This window comes from Tessaracoccus defluvii (assembly GCF_014489575.1).
Lineage (GTDB): Bacteria > Actinomycetota > Actinomycetes > Propionibacteriales > Propionibacteriaceae > Arachnia > Arachnia defluvii.
Genome location: NZ_CP060789.1, coordinates 2,830,839 through 2,851,656, shown reverse-complemented (window position 1 = coordinate 2,851,656; position 20,818 = coordinate 2,830,839). Strand labels below are relative to the sequence as shown.

18 protein-coding genes and 2 pseudogenes are annotated in these 20,818 nt (G+C 71.1%); 13 read left to right on the top strand and 7 right to left on the bottom strand.

From position 1 onward, the window contains the following. Window positions 1–52: 52 nt before the first annotated feature. From galE to H9L22_RS13525, 3 genes are all read right to left on the bottom strand, one after another. A complete protein-coding gene (galE, locus tag H9L22_RS13535; RefSeq protein WP_187720383.1) occupies window positions 53–1,042 on the bottom strand; it encodes a UDP-glucose 4-epimerase GalE in 990 nt (329 codons plus the stop codon). Between the two features lie 88 nt (window positions 1,043–1,130). Next, window positions 1,131–1,754 carry an MBL fold metallo-hydrolase gene (locus H9L22_RS13530; RefSeq protein ID WP_187720382.1) on the bottom strand — a complete coding sequence of 208 codons (624 nt, stop codon included), beginning with the start codon at window positions 1,752–1,754 and terminating at the stop codon, window positions 1,131–1,133. Beyond that, complete coding sequence (locus tag H9L22_RS13525) at window positions 1,751–2,341, bottom strand: TetR/AcrR family transcriptional regulator (protein WP_187720381.1); 591 nt, start codon at window positions 2,339–2,341, stop codon at window positions 1,751–1,753. The genes H9L22_RS13530 and H9L22_RS13525 overlap by 4 nt, the downstream gene beginning before the upstream one ends. A 104-nt stretch (window positions 2,342–2,445) precedes the next feature. On the opposite strand from H9L22_RS13525, the gene H9L22_RS13520 reads away from it, so the two are divergent. From H9L22_RS13520 to H9L22_RS13475, 10 genes and pseudogenes are all read left to right on the top strand, one after another. Beyond that, a complete protein-coding gene (locus tag H9L22_RS13520; protein ID WP_187720380.1) occupies window positions 2,446–5,115 on the top strand; it encodes an MMPL family transporter in 2,670 nt (889 codons plus the stop codon). Next, window positions 5,112–5,318 (top strand): hypothetical protein, encoded by a 207-nt coding sequence (locus tag H9L22_RS13515; RefSeq protein WP_187720379.1) that lies wholly within the window; start codon window positions 5,112–5,114, stop codon window positions 5,316–5,318. The genes H9L22_RS13520 and H9L22_RS13515 overlap by 4 nt, the downstream gene beginning before the upstream one ends. Further along, a complete protein-coding gene (locus tag H9L22_RS13510) occupies window positions 5,291–7,540 on the top strand; it encodes a YhgE/Pip domain-containing protein (protein WP_187720378.1) in 2,250 nt (749 codons plus the stop codon). Before H9L22_RS13515 ends, H9L22_RS13510 begins: the two co-directional genes overlap by 28 nt. 70 nt (window positions 7,541–7,610) lie before the next feature. Then, on the top strand, window positions 7,611–8,348 hold the full coding sequence (locus H9L22_RS13505) for a hypothetical protein (protein ID WP_187720377.1): 738 nt from the start codon (window positions 7,611–7,613) through the stop codon (window positions 8,346–8,348). Further along, a complete protein-coding gene (locus tag H9L22_RS13500) occupies window positions 8,345–9,625 on the top strand; it encodes a hypothetical protein (RefSeq protein WP_187720376.1) in 1,281 nt (426 codons plus the stop codon). Before H9L22_RS13505 ends, H9L22_RS13500 begins: the two co-directional genes overlap by 4 nt. After that, window positions 9,625–10,563 (top strand): hypothetical protein, encoded by a 939-nt coding sequence (locus H9L22_RS13495; protein WP_187720375.1) that lies wholly within the window; start codon window positions 9,625–9,627, stop codon window positions 10,561–10,563. Before H9L22_RS13500 ends, H9L22_RS13495 begins: the two co-directional genes overlap by 1 nt. 10 nt (window positions 10,564–10,573) lie before the next feature. Then, window positions 10,574–11,137: a hypothetical protein gene (locus H9L22_RS13490; RefSeq protein WP_187720374.1), complete on the top strand. Its 564-nt coding sequence runs from the start codon at window positions 10,574–10,576 to the stop codon at window positions 11,135–11,137. Between the two features lie 211 nt (window positions 11,138–11,348). Continuing rightward, window positions 11,349–12,127 (top strand): annotated as a pseudogene (locus tag H9L22_RS13485) (MIP/aquaporin family protein). A 38-nt stretch (window positions 12,128–12,165) separates the two neighbouring features. After that, on the top strand, window positions 12,166–13,683 hold the full coding sequence (glpK, locus tag H9L22_RS13480; protein WP_187720373.1) for a glycerol kinase GlpK: 1,518 nt from the start codon (window positions 12,166–12,168) through the stop codon (window positions 13,681–13,683). A 119-nt stretch (window positions 13,684–13,802) separates the two neighbouring features. Next, on the top strand, window positions 13,803–14,711 hold the full coding sequence (locus tag H9L22_RS13475; RefSeq protein WP_187720372.1) for a sulfotransferase: 909 nt from the start codon (window positions 13,803–13,805) through the stop codon (window positions 14,709–14,711). On the opposite strand, the gene H9L22_RS13470 is transcribed toward H9L22_RS13475, so the two are convergent. The 3 genes from H9L22_RS13470 to H9L22_RS13460 are packed head-to-tail and all read right to left on the bottom strand — an operon-like array spanning window position 14,683 to window position 17,508. Beyond that, window positions 14,683–14,859: a hypothetical protein gene (locus H9L22_RS13470; RefSeq protein ID WP_187720371.1), complete on the bottom strand. Its 177-nt coding sequence runs from the start codon at window positions 14,857–14,859 to the stop codon at window positions 14,683–14,685. The genes H9L22_RS13475 and H9L22_RS13470 overlap by 29 nt on opposite strands. Next, complete coding sequence (locus tag H9L22_RS13465) at window positions 14,856–16,832, bottom strand: YhgE/Pip family protein (RefSeq protein WP_187720370.1); 1,977 nt, start codon at window positions 16,830–16,832, stop codon at window positions 14,856–14,858. Before H9L22_RS13465 ends, H9L22_RS13470 begins: the two co-directional genes overlap by 4 nt. Next, on the bottom strand, window positions 16,822–17,508 hold the full coding sequence (locus H9L22_RS13460; protein ID WP_187720369.1) for an ATP-binding cassette domain-containing protein: 687 nt from the start codon (window positions 17,506–17,508) through the stop codon (window positions 16,822–16,824). The genes H9L22_RS13465 and H9L22_RS13460 overlap by 11 nt, the downstream gene beginning before the upstream one ends. A gap of 55 nt (window positions 17,509–17,563) precedes the next feature. Here H9L22_RS13460 and H9L22_RS13455 point away from each other — a divergent pair, with 55 nt between their 5' ends. The 3 genes from H9L22_RS13455 (at window position 17,564) to H9L22_RS13445 (ending at window position 20,522) form a co-directional block, all read left to right on the top strand. After that, a complete protein-coding gene (locus H9L22_RS13455) occupies window positions 17,564–18,172 on the top strand; it encodes a TetR/AcrR family transcriptional regulator (protein ID WP_187720368.1) in 609 nt (202 codons plus the stop codon). Between the two features lie 60 nt (window positions 18,173–18,232). Then, window positions 18,233–19,036: a DNA polymerase domain-containing protein gene (locus tag H9L22_RS13450; RefSeq protein WP_226965862.1), complete on the top strand. Its 804-nt coding sequence runs from the start codon at window positions 18,233–18,235 to the stop codon at window positions 19,034–19,036. Window positions 19,037–19,190: 154 nt separating this feature from the next. Next, entirely contained in the window at window positions 19,191–20,522 is a 1,332-nt protein-coding gene (locus H9L22_RS13445) for an ATP-dependent DNA ligase (protein ID WP_320060545.1), read from the top strand. Here the strand turns inward: H9L22_RS13445 and H9L22_RS13440 are convergent. Next, window positions 20,501–20,746 (bottom strand): annotated as a pseudogene (locus H9L22_RS13440) (TM2 domain-containing protein); the annotation flags it as partial. The gene H9L22_RS13445 and the pseudogene H9L22_RS13440 overlap by 22 nt on opposite strands. Window positions 20,747–20,818: the final 72 nt, after the last annotated feature.

The following is a 20,818-nucleotide window of genomic DNA, read 5'->3' as shown; positions in this document are numbered from 1 at the left end:
GCAGGTGGCCCGCCGCCGCGAGCTGTGGGCGGAGGCCACCGACTGACGCTGGTCAGTAGCCCAGCAGCTCCTTGCGGACGGGCAGCCACGCGATCGCGTCGCGGACGGCGTCCTCCTCCGTGAGCTGAGCCTCCCACCCGAGGACGTCGCGCGCCTTCGTCGAGACGGTGTACACGCCGGCCACGTCGCCCGGTCGCGGCTCCCCGAACTGCAGGTCCAGCGGATCACCCGAGATGGTCTCGAACGCCGCGGCCAACTCCTTGACGGTGACGCCGTTGCCCGTGCCGATATTGAAGACCTCGTACGCGCTGTCAGCGGTCGCCTTGTCGAAGCCCTCGAGCGCGGCGACATGGGCGCGGGCCAGATCCCAGACATGGATGAAGTCACGGATGCCGGAGCCGTCACGGGTCGGCCAGTCGACGCCCGTCACCGTGAACGTGCGCTTCTGGCTCCAGGCCTCGAGCAGCTTCGCCAGCACGTGCGTCGGGTGCTCCAGCTGCTGACCCGAGCGGAGCTTGGGGTCGGTGCCGATGGGGTTGAAGTAGCGCAGCGAGGCGACCTTGACGTCCGAGGCGCGGGTGAAGTCCTCCAGCACCATCTCGACCATGTACTTGGTGCGCGCGTACGGGGACCCGGGCTGCAGCGGCGAGGCCTCCGTGACCTGGAAGTTCTCGTCCGGCGCGTAGATCGACGCCGACGAGCTGAACAGGAAGCGCTTCACGCCGTTGCGCTGCATCGCCTCCAGTACCACGAGGGTCTTGGCGACGTTGTTCTCGTAGTAGCCGAGCGGATCGGACACCGATTCGGGCACGACGATCTTCGCCGCGCAGTGGACGACGGCGTCGATGCTCTGCTCCGAGAAGATGCGATCCAGCAGGGCGGCGTCGGCGATGTCACCTTCGTACAGCGTGCGGTCCCCGATGAACTCGCGGCGACCCGTGGAGAAGTCGTCCAGGATGACGACCTGGTGACCGGCGTCCTCGCAGGCGGAGGCGACGGTGCTGCCGATGTAACCGGCGCCGCCGGTGATCAGGACCAGCATGGGTTTCCCTTCGATGGGTGGAGGCGGAGCCTCAATCCTACGGGCAGGGTGTCGCTGCGGTGGAGGGGGTGACCCCTCCAGCTGAGCGTTACCAGCCGCGGGCGACCCAGGCGGCCAGGTCGCCCGCCTCTCGACCGATGCTGGTCGACGGGCCGTGGCCGGTGTGGACGGCGGTGTCGGCAGGCAGCGTCAGCAGCCGGTCGGTGATGGAGGCGATGATCCCGTCGAACGAGGAGTACTCCCAGCGGGTCGCGCCCGGGCCACCCTGGAACAGGGTGTCCCCGCTGAAGACGGCGCCGAGGTCGGCGGCGACGAACGATGTCGACCCGGGGGTGTGGCCGGGGGTGTGCCGCGCCTCGAGCACCGTCCCGGCGACCTCGAAGGTCTCGCCGTCGGTGAGGGGGACGAACGGCGTGCCGCCGTGCTCGGCCCGCCACAGGAAGGCATCGGCGGGATGCAGACGCGGTTCCTGCCCCACGGAGCGACAGAAGTCGACGGCGGCGCGCACGTGGTCCCAGTGGCCGTGGGTCAGCAGCACCGCGGAGACGCGCCGTCCCGCCACCGCGGCGGCCACGGCCTCGGCGTCGTGGGCGGGGTCGATGACGACGACCTGCGTGTCGTCGCCGACGAGCCACACGTTGTTCTCGTGCACCGGCGGGCCTGCGGGGTCGGCGTTCCCGGCGGTGCGCAGGAGCTCGATGCGGGCCGTCACGGTTCGATCCTGGTGAGCAGGGCCGCCGCGGCCGCCGTCACGAGGGACGCGTTGGCACCCTCGCCGATGGGGGAGAAGTACAGCGCCTCGAGGATCCGCAGAGATTCCTCCACCCCGACCGTGAACCGCAGCCCGGCCAGCGTGGCGCCCCGCTCGGCCGCCTCCAGCATCAGCGGCCACTGGTCGGCCCGGACGGCCTCCAGGCGCGCGGCCAGCTCGGTGTCGCGGCGGGCGCGGATCTGCAACTCGATGATCGCGTTGTGGCGCTCCTCGCTGAACGCGGCCACCCCGAAGAGCCTGCCCAGCAGCTCGACGATGTCGGTGCCGACCGACGCAGAGCCGAGGATGTCGTGACAGGCCTCCACGCATTCGGTCGCCACGTAGCGTGCGACCTCCTCGCACACGTCGTCCTTGGAGTCGAAGTTCGAGTAGAACGCGCCGCGTGAGAACCCCGCCGCCTCGCACAACTGCTCGACGGAGGTGGCGTCGATGCCGTTGCGGCCGAACTGGTCCATCGCAGCCTCGACGATGCGCGCCCGTGTCTCCCTGCGGCGCGCTGTGTCCCGGCCCGAATCCCGTGTGCTCATTGCCCATCCTCATCTTTGGATACATCACTGTATCGTGTAGCGTGGATGCACCACTGTATCCATTTGCTGGGGCTGGTCACCGCCCCGACCTGGGAGGCCCCCACATGTCAGCTTGGTTGTACGCCCTCGGCCGCTGGTGTTTCCGGAGGAAGTGGACCGTCATCGGGGCCTGGATCGGCATCCTCGCGGTGCTCGGCGGGTCGGCCGTCCTGTGGTCCGATTCGTTCAAGAACACCTTCTCCATCCCGTCTGCGCCGTCGCAGGTGGCCCTCGACCAGCTGCGGATGACGTTCCCCGAGGCGGCCGGCCTGACCGCCATGGCCGTGGTGGTCGCGGCCGAGGGCGAAGCCGTCGAGGAGTACCGCCCGGAGATCGAGGCCGCCCTGAGTGAGTTCGAGGGCCTTGCCGAGGTGGATGCCGTCACGTCCCCGTGGAATGAGATGGTCGACGGGCTCGTCTCCGACGACGGCCGGGCCGCCATCGTCCAGCTGACGCTCGACATGCCCTCGATCTCCCCGAGCGCCGAGGACCTCGCGCCCATCACAGCAGTGGCCGACGACCTGCGCGAGGCGCTCCCCGCCGATGCCCTCGTCAGCATGGGCGGCGAGGCCTACAACATCGAACTGCCCGCGCTGTCGATCATCGAGGTCATCGGCGTGCTGGTCGCGCTGGTCGTGCTGTGGCTCGTGCTCGGCTCCCTCGTCGCGGCCGGCCTTCCTCTCATCACCGCCATCACCGGCGTGGGAGTGTCGATGGCGATCATGTTCCTGCTGACCGGCCTGTTCGACATCAACTCGACCACCCCGCTCCTATCCGTGATGCTCGGCCTCGCCGTCGGCATTGACTACGCGCTGTTCATCCTGTCGCGACACCGTGACCAGCTCGCCCGCGGCATCGACCCGGAAGAGTCGGCCGGCCGTGCCGTCGGCACCTCGGGCTCCGCCGTCGTCTTCGCCGGCCTGACGGTGTTCATCGCCCTCCTGGGGCTGGGCGTCGCACAGATCCCGTTCCTGACGGTTATGGGCGTCTTCGGCGCGCTCACCGTCGCGTTGGCCGTCGGCATCGCCCTGACCTTCCTGCCCGCGCTGATGGGGGTGATGGGCGCCAGGATGACGCCCAAGCCGAGGAAGCCGAAGGCAGAGAAGGCGGCCCGGCGCGACAGGAAGGCCGCCTTCGGATGGTGGGTCGGTATCACCACCCGGCACCCGATCGCGACCATCGCCGTCGTCGTCGCGGCCCTCGTCGGGCTGACGGTGCCGACCATCGGGCTGCAGGTCGCGCTGCCCAACCCCGGACAGCAGCATGCAGGGACTCCGGCCCGCGTCGCCTACGACGCGATGGAGGAGCACTTCGGCCCCGGCGTCAACGGGCCGCTCATCGTCACCGTCGACATCATCTCCAGCACCGATCCCATCGGCCTGCTCGACTCCATCAAGGCTGATATCGAGGCGCTCCCCGGCGTCGATCAGGTGCCGATCGCCACGCCGAACCGCAACGTCGACACCGGCATGATCCAGATCGTGCCCACCACCGGGCCAGACGACCCGGCCACCGCCGACCTCGTGGAGGCCCTGCGTGACAGCGGCGACACGTGGCTGGAGAAGTACGGCGTCGAGACCAACGTCACCGGCTTCACCGCCATCCAGATCGACATCAGCCACAAGCTGACGGAAGCGTTGCTGCCGTTCGGCATCCTCGTGGTGGGCCTGTCGCTGGTGCTGCTCGCCGCCGTGTTCCGCTCCGTATGGGTGCCGGTGAAGGCCACCCTCGGCTACCTGCTGAGCGTCGGGGCCGCGTTCGGCGCCACCACACTCGTGTTCAACCACGGCTTCCTGAAGGAGGTCGTCAACCTCGAGAAACCGGTGCCGGTGATCTCGTTCCTGCCGATCCTGCTGATGGGCATCCTGTTCGGCCTCGCGATGGACTACGAGGTGTTCCTCGTGAGCCGCATCCGCGAGGAATACGTGCACGGGAAGGAGCCGGTCCAGGCGATCCGCAGCGGCTTCGTCGCGTCCGGACCGGTCGTCGCGGGCGCCGCGGCCATCATGATCTCGGTCTTCGCATTCTTCGTTCCCGAGGGCATGTTGGCGATCAAGGCGATCGCGTTCGCGTTGGCGATCGGGGTGGCGGTCGACGCGTTCCTGGTCAGGATGACGCTGGTCCCCGCCGTCATGACGCTGCTCGGAGAGCGTGCCTGGTGGCTGCCGAAGTGGCTCGACCGGCTCCTGCCCACCTTCGACGTCGAGGGCGAGGTGCTCGCCAAGGAGATGGAACTGAAATCCTGGCCCGGCGACGGATCCGTCCTGTTCGCCGAGGACCTCACGGTGGAGCGGGTCGTCGGCCCGATCAACCTGCGCCTGGTCCCTGGCAATGTGATCGGGCTGGTCGGCCCTGTCGGGGCACGGACCGGCGCCGCGTTGGCCCTGAGCGGACGGCTGGAGACCACCTCCGGCCGTGGCCGCGTCGCGGGGGCGCTGCTCCCGGAGGCAGCCGGACGTGCGCGTCGCCGCATCACCTACGTCGACCTCGCGACGACCGACGACGCCGCCGCGGCCCTCGAAGCGGCCCCCACCGGCTCCGTCGTGTTCGTCGACAGCATCGAGCAGGCCGACACCCCGGCCGCCCGTGACGCCGTCGATGCACTCATCGCCCGCACCGCCGAGGCCGGCGGCGCGGTGGTGCTCTGCGCCGCGGACGCCGACCATCTCAGTCACTTCACCATCGACGGCGTCTACGAGGCGCCGGCACTGACCCATGAGGGGAGCCGGGCATGACACCCGACAGCACGAAGAGCGGGAAGGCCCGCTGGACCAGCCTGGTGGCGCTCGCCGTGGTGCCGCTTCTGGCCGTGGGGGCCCTCCTGGGGCTCACGCAGCGCGACGACGACACCGTCAGCGCCGCCGTGGTCAACCTCGACCAGGCGGTCACCGTGGAGGGCAGTACATCCCCATGGGACGCCAGCTCGCCGCGGCCATGATCGACCGCGACGGCGACAACATCAACTGGACGCTCGCCGACGCGCCCAGCGCCGCGGCCGGCCTCCGGACCGGCGAGTACTCCGCGGTGGTCACCATCCCCGAGACGTTCTCCGCCGCTGCCACCTCGTTCTCCGCGAACGACGCCGCGGTCGCCGAGCAGGCCACGATCTCGGTCAAGGTCAGCGACAACGCGCCCGTCAGCGACGCGCAGGTCGCGCAGCAGATCTCGCGGCTCGCCGTCGACACCATCAACGACACGCTCACCAGCACCTACCTGGAGAACATCTACGTCGGCTTCAACACCGTCGGTGAGCAGTTCACCACCATCGTCGACGGCGCCTCGCAGCTGCACGACGGCGCCTCGAAGCTGGCGGAGGGCACGCTGGCCTCCAGCCAGGGCGCCGCGCAGCTGAGCGACGGCATGGGCCTCCTGAAGCAGAACGGCCCCAAGCTCGCCGACGGCGGCGACCAGCTGGTCATCGGCATCCGTGAGCTCGGCTCGGGCACCGGCCAGCTGGCCGACGGCGCCGATCAGCTCGCCGACGGCGTCGACCAGTTCGCCGCGCAGACACCACAGCTCGTCGACGGTGTCGGCCAGCTCGCCGACGGGGCGGGGCAGCTGCTCGGAGGCATCCCCGACTTCGCCAACGGCGCCGCGGCTGCGATCGGCGGGGTCACCCCCATCCGGCAGGGCCTCGACCAGATGATCGCCGGCCTGGATGCGGGCGGAGCCGACACCGGCGGTCTCGACCAGCTCACGCAGGGGGCCAAGGGTCTCGCCGCCGGCGCAGACGGCATCGCGGGCGGCCTCCAGCAGGTCAGCGGCACGCTGGGCGGCTACTCGCAGGGGCAGTTCGACCCCTACGCCGAGGGCGCCATCGCCCAGGTCGTCGCCGGCTTCCAGTGCCCCGAGGGGCTCGACCCGGCCACCTGCGGCATGCTGACCCAGACCTTCGCCGCCGGCGTCAACGGCGGTTTCCGGGCCGGGGCAGGCATGGGCGCAGGCATGCTCACCAGGCCGGACGCGAGTGGCTCCTCGCTGCTCGGCGGCGCGCAGGACCTCGCCACGGGCGCCGGGCAGTACGCCGCCGGCGTCGAGACCGCCGTCGACCAGATCGGCCAGCAGACCGAGCAGCAGCTCGGCGAGCTCAAGGGCGGGCTCACCCAGCTCCGTGACGGCGCCGCCCAGCTCGAGACCCAGGCGGCCCCGTTGGTCACCAACGCACCGAAGCTGGCGCAGGGGTCGACTGAGCTGCTCGCCGGCATCCAGGCCCTCGACCAGCAGGTCGGCGCCCTCCCGGCGGGCGTGAACCAGCTCGCCGACGGCGCCCGGCAGCTCGCCGACGGCGTCTCCGAACTCGACGCGGGCGTCGGCGAACTCACCACGGGTGCGGCCACCTTCGTCGACGGGGTGACCCAGTACACCGAGGGTGTCGGCTCCGCCGCGGACGGTGCGGCCGCACTCACCGACGGCCTCGTCCAGCTGGACGACGGCGCCCAGCAGCTCGCCGACGGCGTCGGCACCTTCGCCACCGAGCTCGCCAAGGGCAAGGACCAGGTGCCCAGCTACACCGCCGATGCGCGGGAGGCCCTCGCGACGGTCGTCGCCAGCCCCATCGCGAAGGACACGTCGGTCATCAGCTCGGGCGCGGTTCCCGCGGTCTCGCTGCTGCTGGTCGCGGGTCTCTGGCTCGGGGCGCTGGCCTCCTTCGTCGTCACGCGCCCCATCCCGCGCGACGCGCTGACGTCCCGCGCCAGCAGCGCCGCGCTGTGGGCCCGCACCGTCGGGCTGCCGGCGCCGATCGTCGCGGGGCAGGGGCTCGTCCTCGGCCTGGCCGGGGGCGTGATCCTCGACGTCGGGGCAGGGAAGACCCTCGGCCTGATGGGCCTGCTCGCGGTGCTCGGAGTGTCGTTCGTGCTCGTCAACCACGCATTGGCCGCCTGGCTGGGTTCGATCGGCCGGGGAATCTCGGTGCTGCTGCTGGTGCTGACCGTGGCGCTCGGACTCTCGTCCGCGGCCGGCTGGCTGGCGCCGATCGCCACCGTGTCGCCGCTGCACAACGGCTTCACGCTGCTGCGGACCTGGCTGTCGGGAGGCAGCGGAGAGGTCGGCATCGCGACCGTCGCGGTGCTGATGGCCGCCATCGCCGCGATCCTCTCGGCCATGTCGATCGCCAGCCGCCGCCAGCTCACCGTGGAGCGCTTCGTCCGCGCGGTCTGAGCGTCGAAGCCCCCTCTCCTGAGCCGTCCGACTGGTTTACTGGATCCGCTCGAGCGGTTCAGGAGGTGGCATGGCGCCGGGGGTCTTCGACTTCGACGATGAGGCTGTGCCGGTCGCACCGGCGCCGGCCCTGGATGAGGCGACGCCTGAGGAGCCGGAGGAGGTCGGCGACGGCGGCATCTCCGACGCCGATCGTCTCGTCCGCCTCTGGCTGGAAGACACCCGCATCGTCAAGGTGCGGCTGAGCCCCGTCTGGTTCCACCGGATCACGGGACGCGACACGCTGGAGTCCCACTTCCGGCAGGCCATGATGCTGAGCACCCTGCACCTCCCGGCCCTGCCCGACGACCCCGACGACGAAGACGGCGAAGACTTCGTCGACTCCACCGACCCCGATGCCCTGCCCGCCGACGTGCAGCGCGTCTTCAACCAGCTGCCGTCGCTCGGCCCCCGCACCCTGGCCGCCTTCGAGCAGGTGATCGCCGACCTCGACGCCCGGTACGCCGCCGCCGAGGAGCGAGCCTCGGAGCCCCGGCCCGTCGCTCCCGCCGTCACCGGTTCGGTGCGCGGCGCCACCGTCACGCTCGACGCGAACGGCTACGCGGTCGACGTCGCCTTCGACCAGGCCTGGCTCGACGGGGCCCAGGTCGGCCAGATCTGTGCCGCGGTGCAGGCCGCGGCCGACAAGGCCTATGAACGCTTCGAACCCGCCACCGTCGAGCCATCCGAGCTCGACGCTCTCAGCGAGGAACGGGCCGTCGTGATGGCCGCGTTCCGCGCCATGCTCAACCCACGGAGGGACCGATGACAGACGCGAACAAGGCCTGGGAGGAACTGGAGCGACGCGCCCCCGAGAGCCGGTTCGCCGGCATCGGCGCCGAGAGCGACGACCTCCTCGACGGCGCCGACCTGCGCGAGGGTGCGATCAACCCCAACGCGGCCGGTGGCAAGGGCAAGGCAGGCGCGGGTGGCCCCGGCATGATGCCGCCGATGATGGGCATGGGCGGGGGCGGCGCCTCCGGCGCACAGGCCGCGGGACTCTCGCAAGGACTGGCGGGCAACGCGGCCGGGGCGGCGTCGGCCGCAGGCCTCGGCGGGCTGGGTGGCCTGCGGGGCGGGGCCATGCCCACCGGTGTCGGTGGCGCGGGCGGTCTCGGTTCCCTCGGAGGCGGTGGCCTCGGCTCGGGGGCCGCGGGAGCGGGCTCCCTCGGCGGAGGGCTCGGCGGCCCCATGGCCGCGGGCAGCGCCGGTCTCGACGGCGGTGTGGACGTCGACGGCGACGGCATCGCCGACTACTACGTCGGCCAGGGCGGCGACTCGGCCTACCGCGACAGCGACGGGGACGGCGTCAGCGACTACGACGAGATGATCAACGCCGGCGGCGGCCCCGGTGGTTCCAGTTCGGGCAGTGGCCCGGGCTGGTCCGGCGGCCCCGGTGGGGGTGCGGGAGGCTGGACCCCTGGCGGGTCCGGCACCGGCACCGACCCAGGCAGCGGGTCCGGTTCGGGCTCCGGCTCCGGCAGCGGGTCCGGTTCGGGCTCCGGCTCCGGCTCCGGCTCAGGCTCAGGCAGCGGCTCCGGCGGAGGATCCGACACCGACACCGGCCTCGGTGGCTGGACGAATCCCGGCCCCGGCGGCTGGACGGGGTCGCCCCCGCCGTCATCCGGGTGGATCCCTGACGGCGGCATCAAGGGCGGCATCGGCACGGCCGGCGACCCCGGCGCGCCGACTCCGCCCAGCATGGGGAGCGGCGGCATCGGCACGGGTGACGCCGGCTCGTCCGGCTCCGGCGGCTCGGGCGGCACCTCCTATGCGGTGGACCCTGAGGCGCTGCGGGAGGCGGCGAAGCAGTGGTACGAGCTGAGCGACAGTGCCGTGAAGGTCGCCGAGACCCCGGTGCCGACCGACCTCGGCTTCGCCAGGAACGCCGCCTCGGTGCCCTCGCTGGGAACGTCGGCGACCGACTGGGCCGCCAAGGCCTCGGCCGAATACCGTTCCATCGGCGACAAGCTGATGTCGGCCGCGGAGAACTACAGCTCCACCGAGCAGTTCAGCACCGATGAGGCATCGAAGGTGGGCCACTGATGAGCATCGTGAACGTCGCCCAGGCCGTCGTCAAGGCCGTTGCGGTCGCCATGGCATCGATGGGAACCTCCGCAGCCGAGGCGAAGGGCGCCACCTCCGCTGACGTCTCGACCGAGCTCACGTGGCTGCGACAGGCCGTCGCGACGGCCATCGACCGCGACCGTGCCGAGGCCGCAAACTTCTGGACCAAGTTCCTGCAGGGGCTGGAGAACCCGTTCGACTACGGGAGCCGCCGCAGGCAGTTCGAGGCGGACGGGGAGGCGCTGATCGCCACCGCCGAAGCGCGACTCGGCAGGGTCGAGCGGCTCGTCGACAGGATCGTCGCCCGGGCAGACGCACCGGGCCGGCTGCGGGCCACGCAGGGCCAGTGGCTAGGCAGGGTCCCCGTCGTGAAGGCCACCGGGGCCACCATCGACCGCCTCGACGCCCTGCCCGGCTGGACGGGGCCCTCGGCCACCGGGTACCACCAGGCGAGCGTCGTCCAGGCCAACGCCACCGCGGAGCTCACCGGGATCGCCACCGCGATGGCCCAGGCCGTCGAGGCCCTGGTGTCGCTGAACGAAGCGTCCTTCCGGCTCGCCGCGGACGCCGTCAAGCAGGCCAGGGAGCAGGTCCCCCGCGACGCACTGTCCGGCGGGTACTACTACACGCGGGCATCCCGCATAATCGGGATCCTCAGCGCCCTGTCCTCCAGCCTCCACGCCATCGACACCGCGCAGCCCATCCAGGGCGCCGTCGACGCGCTCAACAGCGGCGTCCGTTCGACGATGCAGGCGCCCGCTCTGCTGGAGCAGGGCGGCTGGCCCACCGGGGGCAGCCAGGCGGGCGTTCCGCCGACCGACCCGAACAACGTGCCCCCGGCCGATTCGCCCGGGGTCTCCGTGCCCCACGATGTACCGTTGCCAGAGACCGACGAGACGGGCGGCGTGCGCCGCTGAGGAGTAGCCGATGACCATGCCGCCGCCGTACCAGCCGCCCGTGGCGCCCAGGCGTTCCTCCGCGCTCCCGTGGGTGATCGTCGCGGTCGTCGCGGTGCTCGTCGTGGGCGGGCTCGTCGCGCTGTTCGCGCTCCGGGGAACCGGCGGCGGAACGCCGACGCCGACACCGAGCCCATCCCCGTCCGCCACCACGGGCACATCCACCGCGCCGGCCGATTGGCTGACCGAGGACCAGTACCCCAGCGAGGTCAAGGGCTGGACCATGCGGTGGGACGACGGCCTGCCCGACTACACCTCCCCGGACGGCTCGACGATCCTGCTGGTGCTCGACTGGGGCCCGATCATCACCTCGCTCGAGGAGGACGTGGAGCTCTCCGTCCCCGGCGAGACCACCCAGCCGCTCCCTGGCATCTACTGCTACGACATGCCCGACCAGTACGGCGACCCGTACCGGCTCTGTGCAGGCGCCACCGCGTCGAACCGGATCGTGAGCGCGGGGACGCCCATGGTCCGGATGCCCGACGACGAACTGGCCGCCTGGACGCAGGAGCTGCTGGAGGGTATCACCGGCTGAGGGGCGGTAGGCGAACTGGACGCCCCGTGACAAGGCTGGCTGAGCCCGAGGCGGTGACAGGTGCAGTGGGAGGCAGGTCGTTCTGCACGAACGTGCATCGCTCTTGCAAGGATGTGCAGAAGGCGGTTTGCTAGGCCCAGGTCGGCCGTCGTCGATCGACAGGAATGGACTGCGTCAGCGATGACGCAGAGAGCTGACAGTGTTGTCAGGAATGGAGCTTCACACTATGTCGTTGGGAGTCATCTTCCTCTCGGAAGTCGTAGGCACCGCAATGCTCATTCTCCTGGGCTGTGGTGTGGTCGCCAACACGGCGCTCGCCAAGACCAAGGGCAATGGCACCGGGTTCCTCTTCGTTAACTGGGGCTGGGGTCTCGCGGTCTTCGCGGGTGTCCTGGTCTCGTACAAGTCGGGCGGTCACCTGAACCCCGCCGTCACGCTCGGCCTTGTCGCGGCCGGCAAGGAGGAGTTCGTCGCCGGCATCGCCGTCAGCTTCGGCTCGGTGATGGTCTACTTCCTCGCCCAGATGATCGGCGCCATCATCGGCGCTGTCCTCTGCTGGCTCGCCTACAAGCAGCACTTCGATCAGGAGCCGGATCCGGCCTCCAAGCTCGCCGTGTTCTCGACCGCGCCCGCCATCCGCAGCTACGGCTGGAACCTCGTCACTGAGGCCATCGGCACCTTCGTGCTGGTCTTCGTCGTGCTGGCTGCCGGTCACTGGGGCGACTCTGAGACTGCTACCCCGGGCGGTCTCGGCTGGCTCGGCGCCCTCGGCGTGGCCCTGCTGATCGTCTCCATCGGTATCAGCCTCGGTGGCCCCACCGGCTACGCCATCAACCCCGCCCGTGACCTCGGCCCGCGCATCGTGCACGCGATCCTGCCGATCAAGGGCAAGGGCGGCTCCGACTGGAGCTACTCCTGGGTTCCGGTCGTCGGCCCCTGATCGGCGCCGTGATCGCCGGTCTTCTGTCCGGCGTCCTGCTGCCGGCCTGATCTGATCCCCCTCACCACACACAAGGAAGTGTCACTACATGTCTGACAAGTACGTACTCGCAATCGACCAGGGCACGACGAGCTCGCGCGCCATCATCTTCGACCACAAGGGGACGATCGTCTCCGTCGGCCAGAAGGAGCACGAGCAGATCTTCCCCCGCGCCGGCTGGGTCGAGCACAACCCCATCGAGGTGTGGGACAACGTCCGCGCGGTCGTCGCCGACGCTCTCGCCAGCGCCTCGCTGAACCACCACGACATCGCCGCCGTCGGCATCACCAACCAGCGCGAGACCACCGTCGTGTGGGACCGCACCACCGGTGAGCCCGTCTACAACGCGATCGTCTGGCAGGACACCCGCACGGGCAAGATCATCGAGGAACTGGGCGGCGACGAGGGCCAGGACAAGTACAAGGCCCGCGTCGGCCTGCCCCTGGCCACCTACTTCTGTGGCCCCAAGGTCAAGTGGATCCTGGACAACGTCGAGGGCGCCCGCGCCCGCGCCGAGGCCGGCGACCTGGTCATGGGCACCATGGACACGTGGGTCATGTGGAACCTGACCGGTGGCACCACCGGCGGCATCCACGTCACCGACGTGACCAACGCCTCCCGCACCATGCTGATGGACCTCGCGACCCTCAGCTGGGACGCCGAGATCGCCGCCGACATGACGATCCCGATGTCGATGCTCCCCGAGATCAAGAGCTCGGCCGAGGTCTACGGCGTCGGCCGTGCGCAGGGCATGCTTCCCGACGTGCCGATCGCCGGCATCCTGGGCGACCAGCAGGCCGCCACGTTCGGCCAGGCCTGCTTCGAGGTCGGCATGGCCAAGAACACCTACGGCACCGGCAACTTCATGCTGATGAACACCGGCACCGAGGTCGTCCCGTCCGAGAACGGCCTGCTGACGACAGTCTGCTACAAGATCGGCGACCAGCCCGCCGTCTACGCGCTCGAGGGCTCGATCGCCGTCACCGGCTCGCTGGTGCAGTGGCTGCGTGACAACCTCAAGATGTTCGACTCGGCCCCCGAGGTCGAGGAACTCGCGGCCAGCGTCGAGGACAACGGCGGCGCGTACTTCGTGCCCGCGTTCTCCGGCCTGTTCGCCCCGTACTGGCGTGCAGATGCCCGCGGCGCGATCGTCGGCCTCACCCGCTACGTCAACCGTGGCCACATCGCCCGCGCCGTCCTGGAGGCCACCGCCTACCAGACGCGTGAGGTGCTGGAAGCCATGGAGGCCGACTCGGGTGTGACGCTGGCCGAGCTGAAGGTCGACGGCGGCATGACCGCCAACGAGCTGCTCATGCAGTTCCAGGCCGATCAGCTGGGTGTCGACGTGGTCCGCCCCGTCGTCGCCGAGACCACGGCACTGGGCGCCGCCTACGCCGCCGGCATCGCCGTCGGCTACTGGGAGGGCGAGCAGGACGTCATCGACAACTGGGCCGAGGCGAAGCGCTGGACGCCCGCGGACAGCGGCGAGCGCGACCGCCTGTTCCGCAACTGGAAGAAGGCCGTGACCCGGACCTTCGACTGGCTCGACGAGGACGTCGTCGAGTGAGCTGACGAACACCCACAAGGGGCGCCGACCTGCAGGTCGGCGCCCCCTCTGGTTGCGGGACCGCGCCCGGGATCCGCGGCGACGGTCTAGTGTTCTTCCACCGAAGGGAGGAGGGGTTGGTGGACCAGGGGGGCAGCGTAGAGGCGCCGATTCTCGTCACCGGCGTCCCCCGTTCGGGGACGACGTGGGTGGCCCGTCTGCTCGCCCTCGGGCCCGGCCTGGCGCTGGCCGGGCGGGAGCCCATGAATCCGAGGGGCCGGCAGTACGGGCTCGGAGGAACCCTCGTCGGCTGGACCCGCCTCGTGGAGCCCACCCCGCGGCAGGTCCGGGCCCTGCGGCTCGCCTACCGGGGTCTGAACCCGTTCACCTTCAGCCGCTACGGGCACCGGCAGTGGGCGGCGCCGCTGCCGCGCACCAGGGTCGTCATCAAGGACCCCTTCGCCCTGCTGTCCATCCCTGCCGTGGTGCGCGCCACGGGTGCCGTCGTCGTCCTCGTCTACCGGCACCCGGGTGCCCTGCTCGCGAGCTACCGGCGGATGGGATGGACACCCGACCTGGAGGAGCTGCGGGCCGTCGTCGAGGCGCTGCCCGGGGCGGACGGGATCCCCGCCATCCCCGCGCCCGGTGAGGTGGGGCCTGCCGAGGAGATGGGGGTGTTCTGGTCTGCACTCCACCTGATCGCGCTGGCGGACATCGCCGGTGACCCCGTCGTCCGCGACCGGGTCCACATCGTCGCCCACCACGAGCTGGCGGGAGGGGGCCCGGCCGCGGGGCGCACAGCCGCCGAGATGCTGGGCATCGGCTGGAACGCCGCGATGGGTGGGGAGCTGGCGCGGGAGTCGGCGGGGACGGCCCGGGCCGGGAACCTCCACAACCTCGACCGCAGCCCCGCCGAGGTGGCGGCAGGCTGGAGGGCGGCCATCGACCCGCGCGAGCTGGACGAGATCGGCCGGGTCAGCAGCGAGGCGCTCTCCCGGCTGGAATCCTCCCGCCTTCGGCTCACCCCAGCGGTGGATGCAGGTCCGTGATGCGGAACCGGCGCCGCCGGTGCACGACGACGAGCAACAGGCCCATGCTGGAGACGAACAGCGCGACCAGGAGGGCGATGTCCCGGGCGAAACGGCCCATCTGACCGCCGGAGATGGCTATCCGGAACGCGTCGATCGAGTAGGTCATCGGCACGAAGTGGGAGACCGCGGCGAAGAACGGGGGCAGCAGCTCGGGGGATAGGTGCCGCCCGCGGCGGTCAGCTGCAGGATGAGCAGGACCAGCATCGCCGCCGTCGCGACGAACCCGAGCCAGGTCCGCATGAGGTGGGCCACCGCGGAGAACGCGAGCGCGACCACCGTCACCAGCAGGATCATCAGCCAGGGGTGGACCGGGTCGAGCCCCAGCCCGATCCAGGCCGCGGCCAACATCAGCCACCCGGCCACGACGGAGATCGCGCCCAGCGGCGCCCACGCCGTCACCCCGATGCGCACATCGCTGCCCCGGGCCGCCAGCACGCGCCCGGTGATCGGGCGCACGACGAAGAAGGCTGAGATCCCCAGCACCCACAGCGCGATGGAAAAGAACATGGGAGCGAGGCCGCGGCCGTAGACGCCGGCCGGGTTGTCGACCTCCATGGTCACGTCGACAGGTGCCGACAGGACGCTCACCGCGTCGTCGGTCTCCTCCTGCGTGAGCACGGGCAGTTGCGCGGCGCCGGTGGCGAGGGCGGACGAGAGTTCGGTCGCCCCCGTGGCCAGCTGGCCGATCCCGTCGTCGAGCGTGGCGCTGCCCGCGGCGAGGGTGTCGAGGCCGGTGGCCAGCGTCGTCGCGCCGTCGGCGAGGTCGTCGGCACCCGTCGACAGCCGGCCGAGCCCGTCGTCGAGGGACTCGGCCCCGTCGCGGGCGGTCGCGGCGCCGGCGGCGAGGTCGGCAGCACCGTCAGCGACCTGCTGCGCGCCGGAGTTGAGCGCGTCGATCCTGTCCCTGGCGGCGGTGGCCCTGGCGGAGAGGTCACCGACGTCCCTGATCGCCGCATCGGCGCGCGCCACCGCTGCCGAGATCTCATCGGCATGCTCGGCGGCCGTCTCTGTGCTCGTGGCGAGTTTCGCGGCCTGCGCGCGGAGACGCACGAAAGCCGGGTCGTCGGCGAGACCGGGATTCCCTGCAGCGACGTCGTCGAGCGCCGCAGCGATCTCCCTGCTCGTGCCGGCGATCGAGCCGCTGCCCTGAGCCACCTGCGCGGTGAGCCCGGCGGCGGCGTCAGCGGCGGAGGTGACCTCCTTCTGGATACCCGGCAGTTTGTCGGCGGCGACCGTCAGCACCGGATCCAGGGTCCCCGCGAGCTGGGCGGTCCCGTCGGCCACCTGGCGGGATCCGTTCTTGAGGCGGGCGGCGCCCTCATCCAGCGTGGCGAGACCGTCGACGAGCGAGGAGGTGCCGTCCGCCGCGGCGGCTGTCCCGTCGGCGAGCGTCGTGGCTCCGGTCGCCAGGGCGTCGGCTCCCGTGGCAGCCTCGGCGGCCCCGTCGCGCAGCTGCGTGCTCCCGTCGTGGGCGGTCGCGAGACCCTCGTCGAGGCGGGCGGCGCCGTCGGTCGCCTCGAGCATGCCCTCGCGGATGGTGTCCAGGCTCGCGAAGACGGCCTCGAAGTAGCTGTGGACGGCGGATTCGTCGATGGCTCTGGCGATGGAGTCCTGCGCCGAGTTCGTGATGGTGCCGATGACGAAGCCGTTCGCGTCGTTGCGTCGCAGCAGGATGTTGGCCCGCGTGGGGTTGTCGGTCCGGCCGCTCACCAGGTCGGCGCTGAAGGTGGACGGGACCGAGATGACCAGGTAGTACCTGCCCGCCTGCAGACCGGCCGCCGCGTCGGCGGCATCGGTGTCGCGGAAGTCGAACCGTGCCTCCCTGTGGAGGCTGTCGACGAAGTCCTGCCCCGCGTGGACCTCGCTGTCGCTGACCGTGACGGGCACGTCCTCGTTCACGACCGCGACCGGCACGTTGCCGAGTCGTCCGTAGGGATCCCAGTTGCCCGCGAGGTAGATGCAGCCGTACAGCAGCGGGATGAGCAGGATGAAGGCCAGCGCGAGCCGGGGGAGGGGGCCCTTGAAGCGCTTGAGTTCGAACCGGGCGAGCGCCATCGGGTTGGTCGGGTCAGCGGGCATGGGTGGGCTCCATCTCGATGCGCAGGAGGTCGCCGGGGAGAGCGGCCAGCTCCGAGGTCGTCGCGATGACGGTGACTCCGTGGTCGGCGAGCCGGCCCAGCGCCGTCCACAGGTCGGCCTGCTCGCGGGCGGTGGTCTCCCTGTCGACGTCGTCCACGACCACGAGGGTGGCGGGCCGGATGGTGGCCAGCGCCACTGCGGCCCGCACCTGGTCGGCCGGCGTCAGCCTGCCGTAAAGAGTGGATAGTGGGGCGGTGAGTCCCAGCAGCCCGGCGGTGTGCAGATAGTTGGCCATCCGGGCCCGCGCTGGCGCGGCATCGGCGAGGGTGCGCTCGGTGATGCAGTCCTCGAGGGACAGGGAGGCCTCGGGCTCGATCAGCGTGTCGATCCGGGCCACCGAGGTGGCACTGCGTACCCGCCGGGGATGCCGCCGGGCGTCGTGTCCGTCGACGACGAGCGAACCCGTCACGCCCTGCATGCGACCGGTCAGGGCCAGCAGCAGCGCGGACTTGCCCGCCCCCGCCTTCCCCGTGATGGCGCAGAGGGCGCCGCGCGGGATGTCGACCGAGAGGGTGTCGAACACGAGCCCCTGTCCGGTCGCGAGCCGGAGGCTGTCGGCCTTCAGTATGGGGGTGGGTGTGTCGGGGGCTGGGCGGGAGTGCCGGGGGGTTTCCACATTATGGAGTGTACTCCGAAATGAGCACACTCCGAATCGTTGCTAGGATGGCCGCATGAACACCGGGGTCCTGCTCAGCCGCCGCGACCGCAACAAGGCGGCCAAGAGGGAGGCCATCGCACGGGCCGCCGCGCGGCTCTTCGCCGAGCGCGGGTACGCGGCGACCACGACGCTCCAGGTCGCCGCCGAGGCGGACGTCGCCGAGGGCACGCTCTTCCGCTACGCAGGCACCAAGCCGGAGCTGCTGCTCATGGTGATCAACGAGCATCTCCGTCCCCTGGTCGACCTCAGCGTCGACGCGCAGGCCAACGACCCCGTCGACGAGATCCTCCTGCTGCTCGGCCCGTTGATCTCCCTGGCGGAGAGCCAGCCCGACAACGCCGCCCCCTTCCTACGCGAGGTGCTGTTCGGCGAGGACGGGCCGGAACGCGACGAGTCGCTGGCGATCGTCGATCGCATGATCGCCAGGATCGGGACCATCCTCGCCCCCCACCTGGACGGCGACGTCGACATGACGCTGGACGAGGTGGCGCGTTGGGTGTTCTCGGCCCTCGTCAGCGAGCTCCTGCGCGACGTCGTCGGCCGCACCGACGGCGGGGGTGACCGGCAGCTGGTGCTCCGCACCCGCGTCCGCGTGCTGCTCCGCGGCCTCGGGGCCGCCTGAACGGACCCGCGGATGACGATTCGCCCGGCGCGACCCCCGGGGGCGCCTAGTGTTTCGCCCATGGCCGACGAATACCTGGAGATCGCGGGCCCCGAGCCGCGACGCGTGAAGCTGAGCAGCCCCGACAAGGTGCTCTGGCCGGAGCCCGGCCTCACCAAGCGTGACCTCGCCGACTTCCTGCTCGCCGTCGCCGACCCGTTCCTGGCCATCAACGGCGACCGGCCCATGACGCTGCAGCGGTTCCCCGAGGGCGTCGACGGCGAGGAGTTCTTCTCCAAGCGGCCGCCGCGCGGGGCGCCGGGCTACCTGCGCACCGTCACCTGCACGTACCCGTCGCGCCGGCGCCACGACCAGCTCGTCTTCGATGAGCCCGCGGCGCTCGCCTGGGCGGCGCAGATGGGCACCATCACGTTCCACCCGTGGCCTGTGCGCACCGCCGACCTGGACAACCCGGACGAGTTCCGCATCGACCTCGACCCGCAGCCGGGCCGCGACTTCCGCGACGCCGTCACCGCCGCCCTGGCGCTGCGCGACGTGATGGCCGAACACGGGCTGACGGCGTACGCGAAGAGCTCCGGCAACCGCGGCGTGCACGTCTACGCCCGCATCGCCCCCACGCACGAGTTCCAGGACGTGCGCCACGGCGTCATCGGCATCGCCCGCGAGCTCGAGCGCCGCCTGCCCGACCTCGTGACGACCTCCTGGTGGAAGGAGGAACGCGGTGAGCGGGTCTTCGTCGACTTCAACCAGGCCAACCGCGACCGGACCATCGCGGGCGCCTACTCGCCACGCCCCTGGCCTGGGCGCCCGTGTCGACGCCGCTCAGCTGGGACGAGCTCGTCGATGCCGACCCACGCGACCTGACGGTCCGGACCGTCCCCGGCCTGCTGGCGCGGCGCCCCTGCCCCTGGGCGGACATGGATGACCACGTCGGCGACCTCAGCGGAGCGCTCGCGCTGTGGGAGGCCGACCTCGAGCGCGGCCTCGGCGAGCTCAACTTCCCCCGGACTATCCCAAGATGCCAGGCGAGCCGCCGCGGGTGCCGCCGAGCCGACGCAAGGCCGACCGGGCCGACGAGGAGTACATGGCGCCCAAGGCGGAGCGCGATGCCGAATGGGGCACGGCCATCGCGCCTCCCTACGGTCCCATGCTGGCCAAGCCGGTCAAGAAGCTCCCCGCTGGCGAGTACCTGTTCGAGCCCAAGTGGGACGGGTTCCGCGCCATCATCTGGCGCTCCGGCGACCAGGTGGAGATCGGGTCCCGCAACACCAGGCCCATGACGCGCTACTTCCCGGAGCTCGTCGCCGCCGTCATCGAGAACTTCCCCGACCACATGGCCATCGACGGCGAGATCATCCTCGTGGACCCGGAGAACGGGGACCGGCTCGACTTCGACGCGCTGCAGCAGCGCATCCACCCGGCCGCGTCACGGATCAGGAAGCTCGCCCAGCAGACACCCGCCAGCTTCGTCGCCTTCGACCTGCTCGCGCACGGCGACATCAACTTCGTCGAGCGGCCCTTCAGGGAGCGGCGGGAGGCCCTCGAGCGGCTCCTCGCCGACGCCCGCCCGCCGATCCATCTGACGCAGGCGACGCGCGACGAGGACACGGCCATGGCCTGGTTCGCCACCTTCGAGGGTGCCGGCCTCGACGGCGTCATGGCCAAGCCGCTCGACGAGCCCTACGTCGAGGACAAGCGGGTGATGTACAAGCTGAAGCATGAACGCACCGCCGACGTCGTCGTCGCGGGCTACCGCCTCTACAAGGACACCGACGACGCCGTCGGTTCGCTGCTGCTCGGCCTCTACACCGACGACGGGCAGCTGAACTCCGTCGGCGTCATCGGCGCCTTCCCGATGGAGCGGCGCCGGGAGCTCTTCGTCGAGCTGCAGCCGCTGGTGACCGGCTTCGAGGGTCATCCATGGGCGTGGGCCGAGCCGGCGGAGTCAGGGCCGGACAACCGGGACCAGTCGTTCCCCCGCACCCCGACGGCGGCCGCCCACTCCCGCTGGAATGCGACCAAGGACCTGTCGTTCGTGCCGCTGCGGCCGGAGCGGGTCGTCGAGGTGCGCTACGACCACATGGAGGGCGTCCGGTTCCGGCACACCGCACAGTTCGTCCGCTGGCGCGAGGACCGGGACCCCCGCTCATGCACGTACGCGCAGCTGGAGGAGCCGGTCAGCTACGACCTGGCCAAGGTGCTCGGGCCGGGGGCTGATCAGCGCAGCGGGCGTCCCTCGGCGTCGGGCAGCTTGCGGGTCGCCACCAGGATGACGTCGACGAGCCACCAGACACCGAGGCCGCCGCCGGTCAGCAGCTTCAGGATGCCGAGCCCGACCTGCCCGAGGTAGAACCGGTCGACGCCGAAGTAGCCGAGCACCACGCTCAGCACCAGAGCGATCGTCCAGTCCCGCGACGAGAACAGCCCGGGCAGCTGTGCGGCGGGGAAGTAGTTGCCGCCGTAGGCGTCGCGCACCATGTCGGTGGCCCGCAGCTGCCCCGACGCGGCCATCCCCTGGAGAGCGGCCGACGGATAGGGGCCGTGCTCCATCCCGGCCTGCGTGACGAAGAACATGCCCGTCGCGGGCACCTGACCATAGGCGTTGTACGTCATGGGCCCCACCTTAGGCCGCGGCCAAGGCCAGCC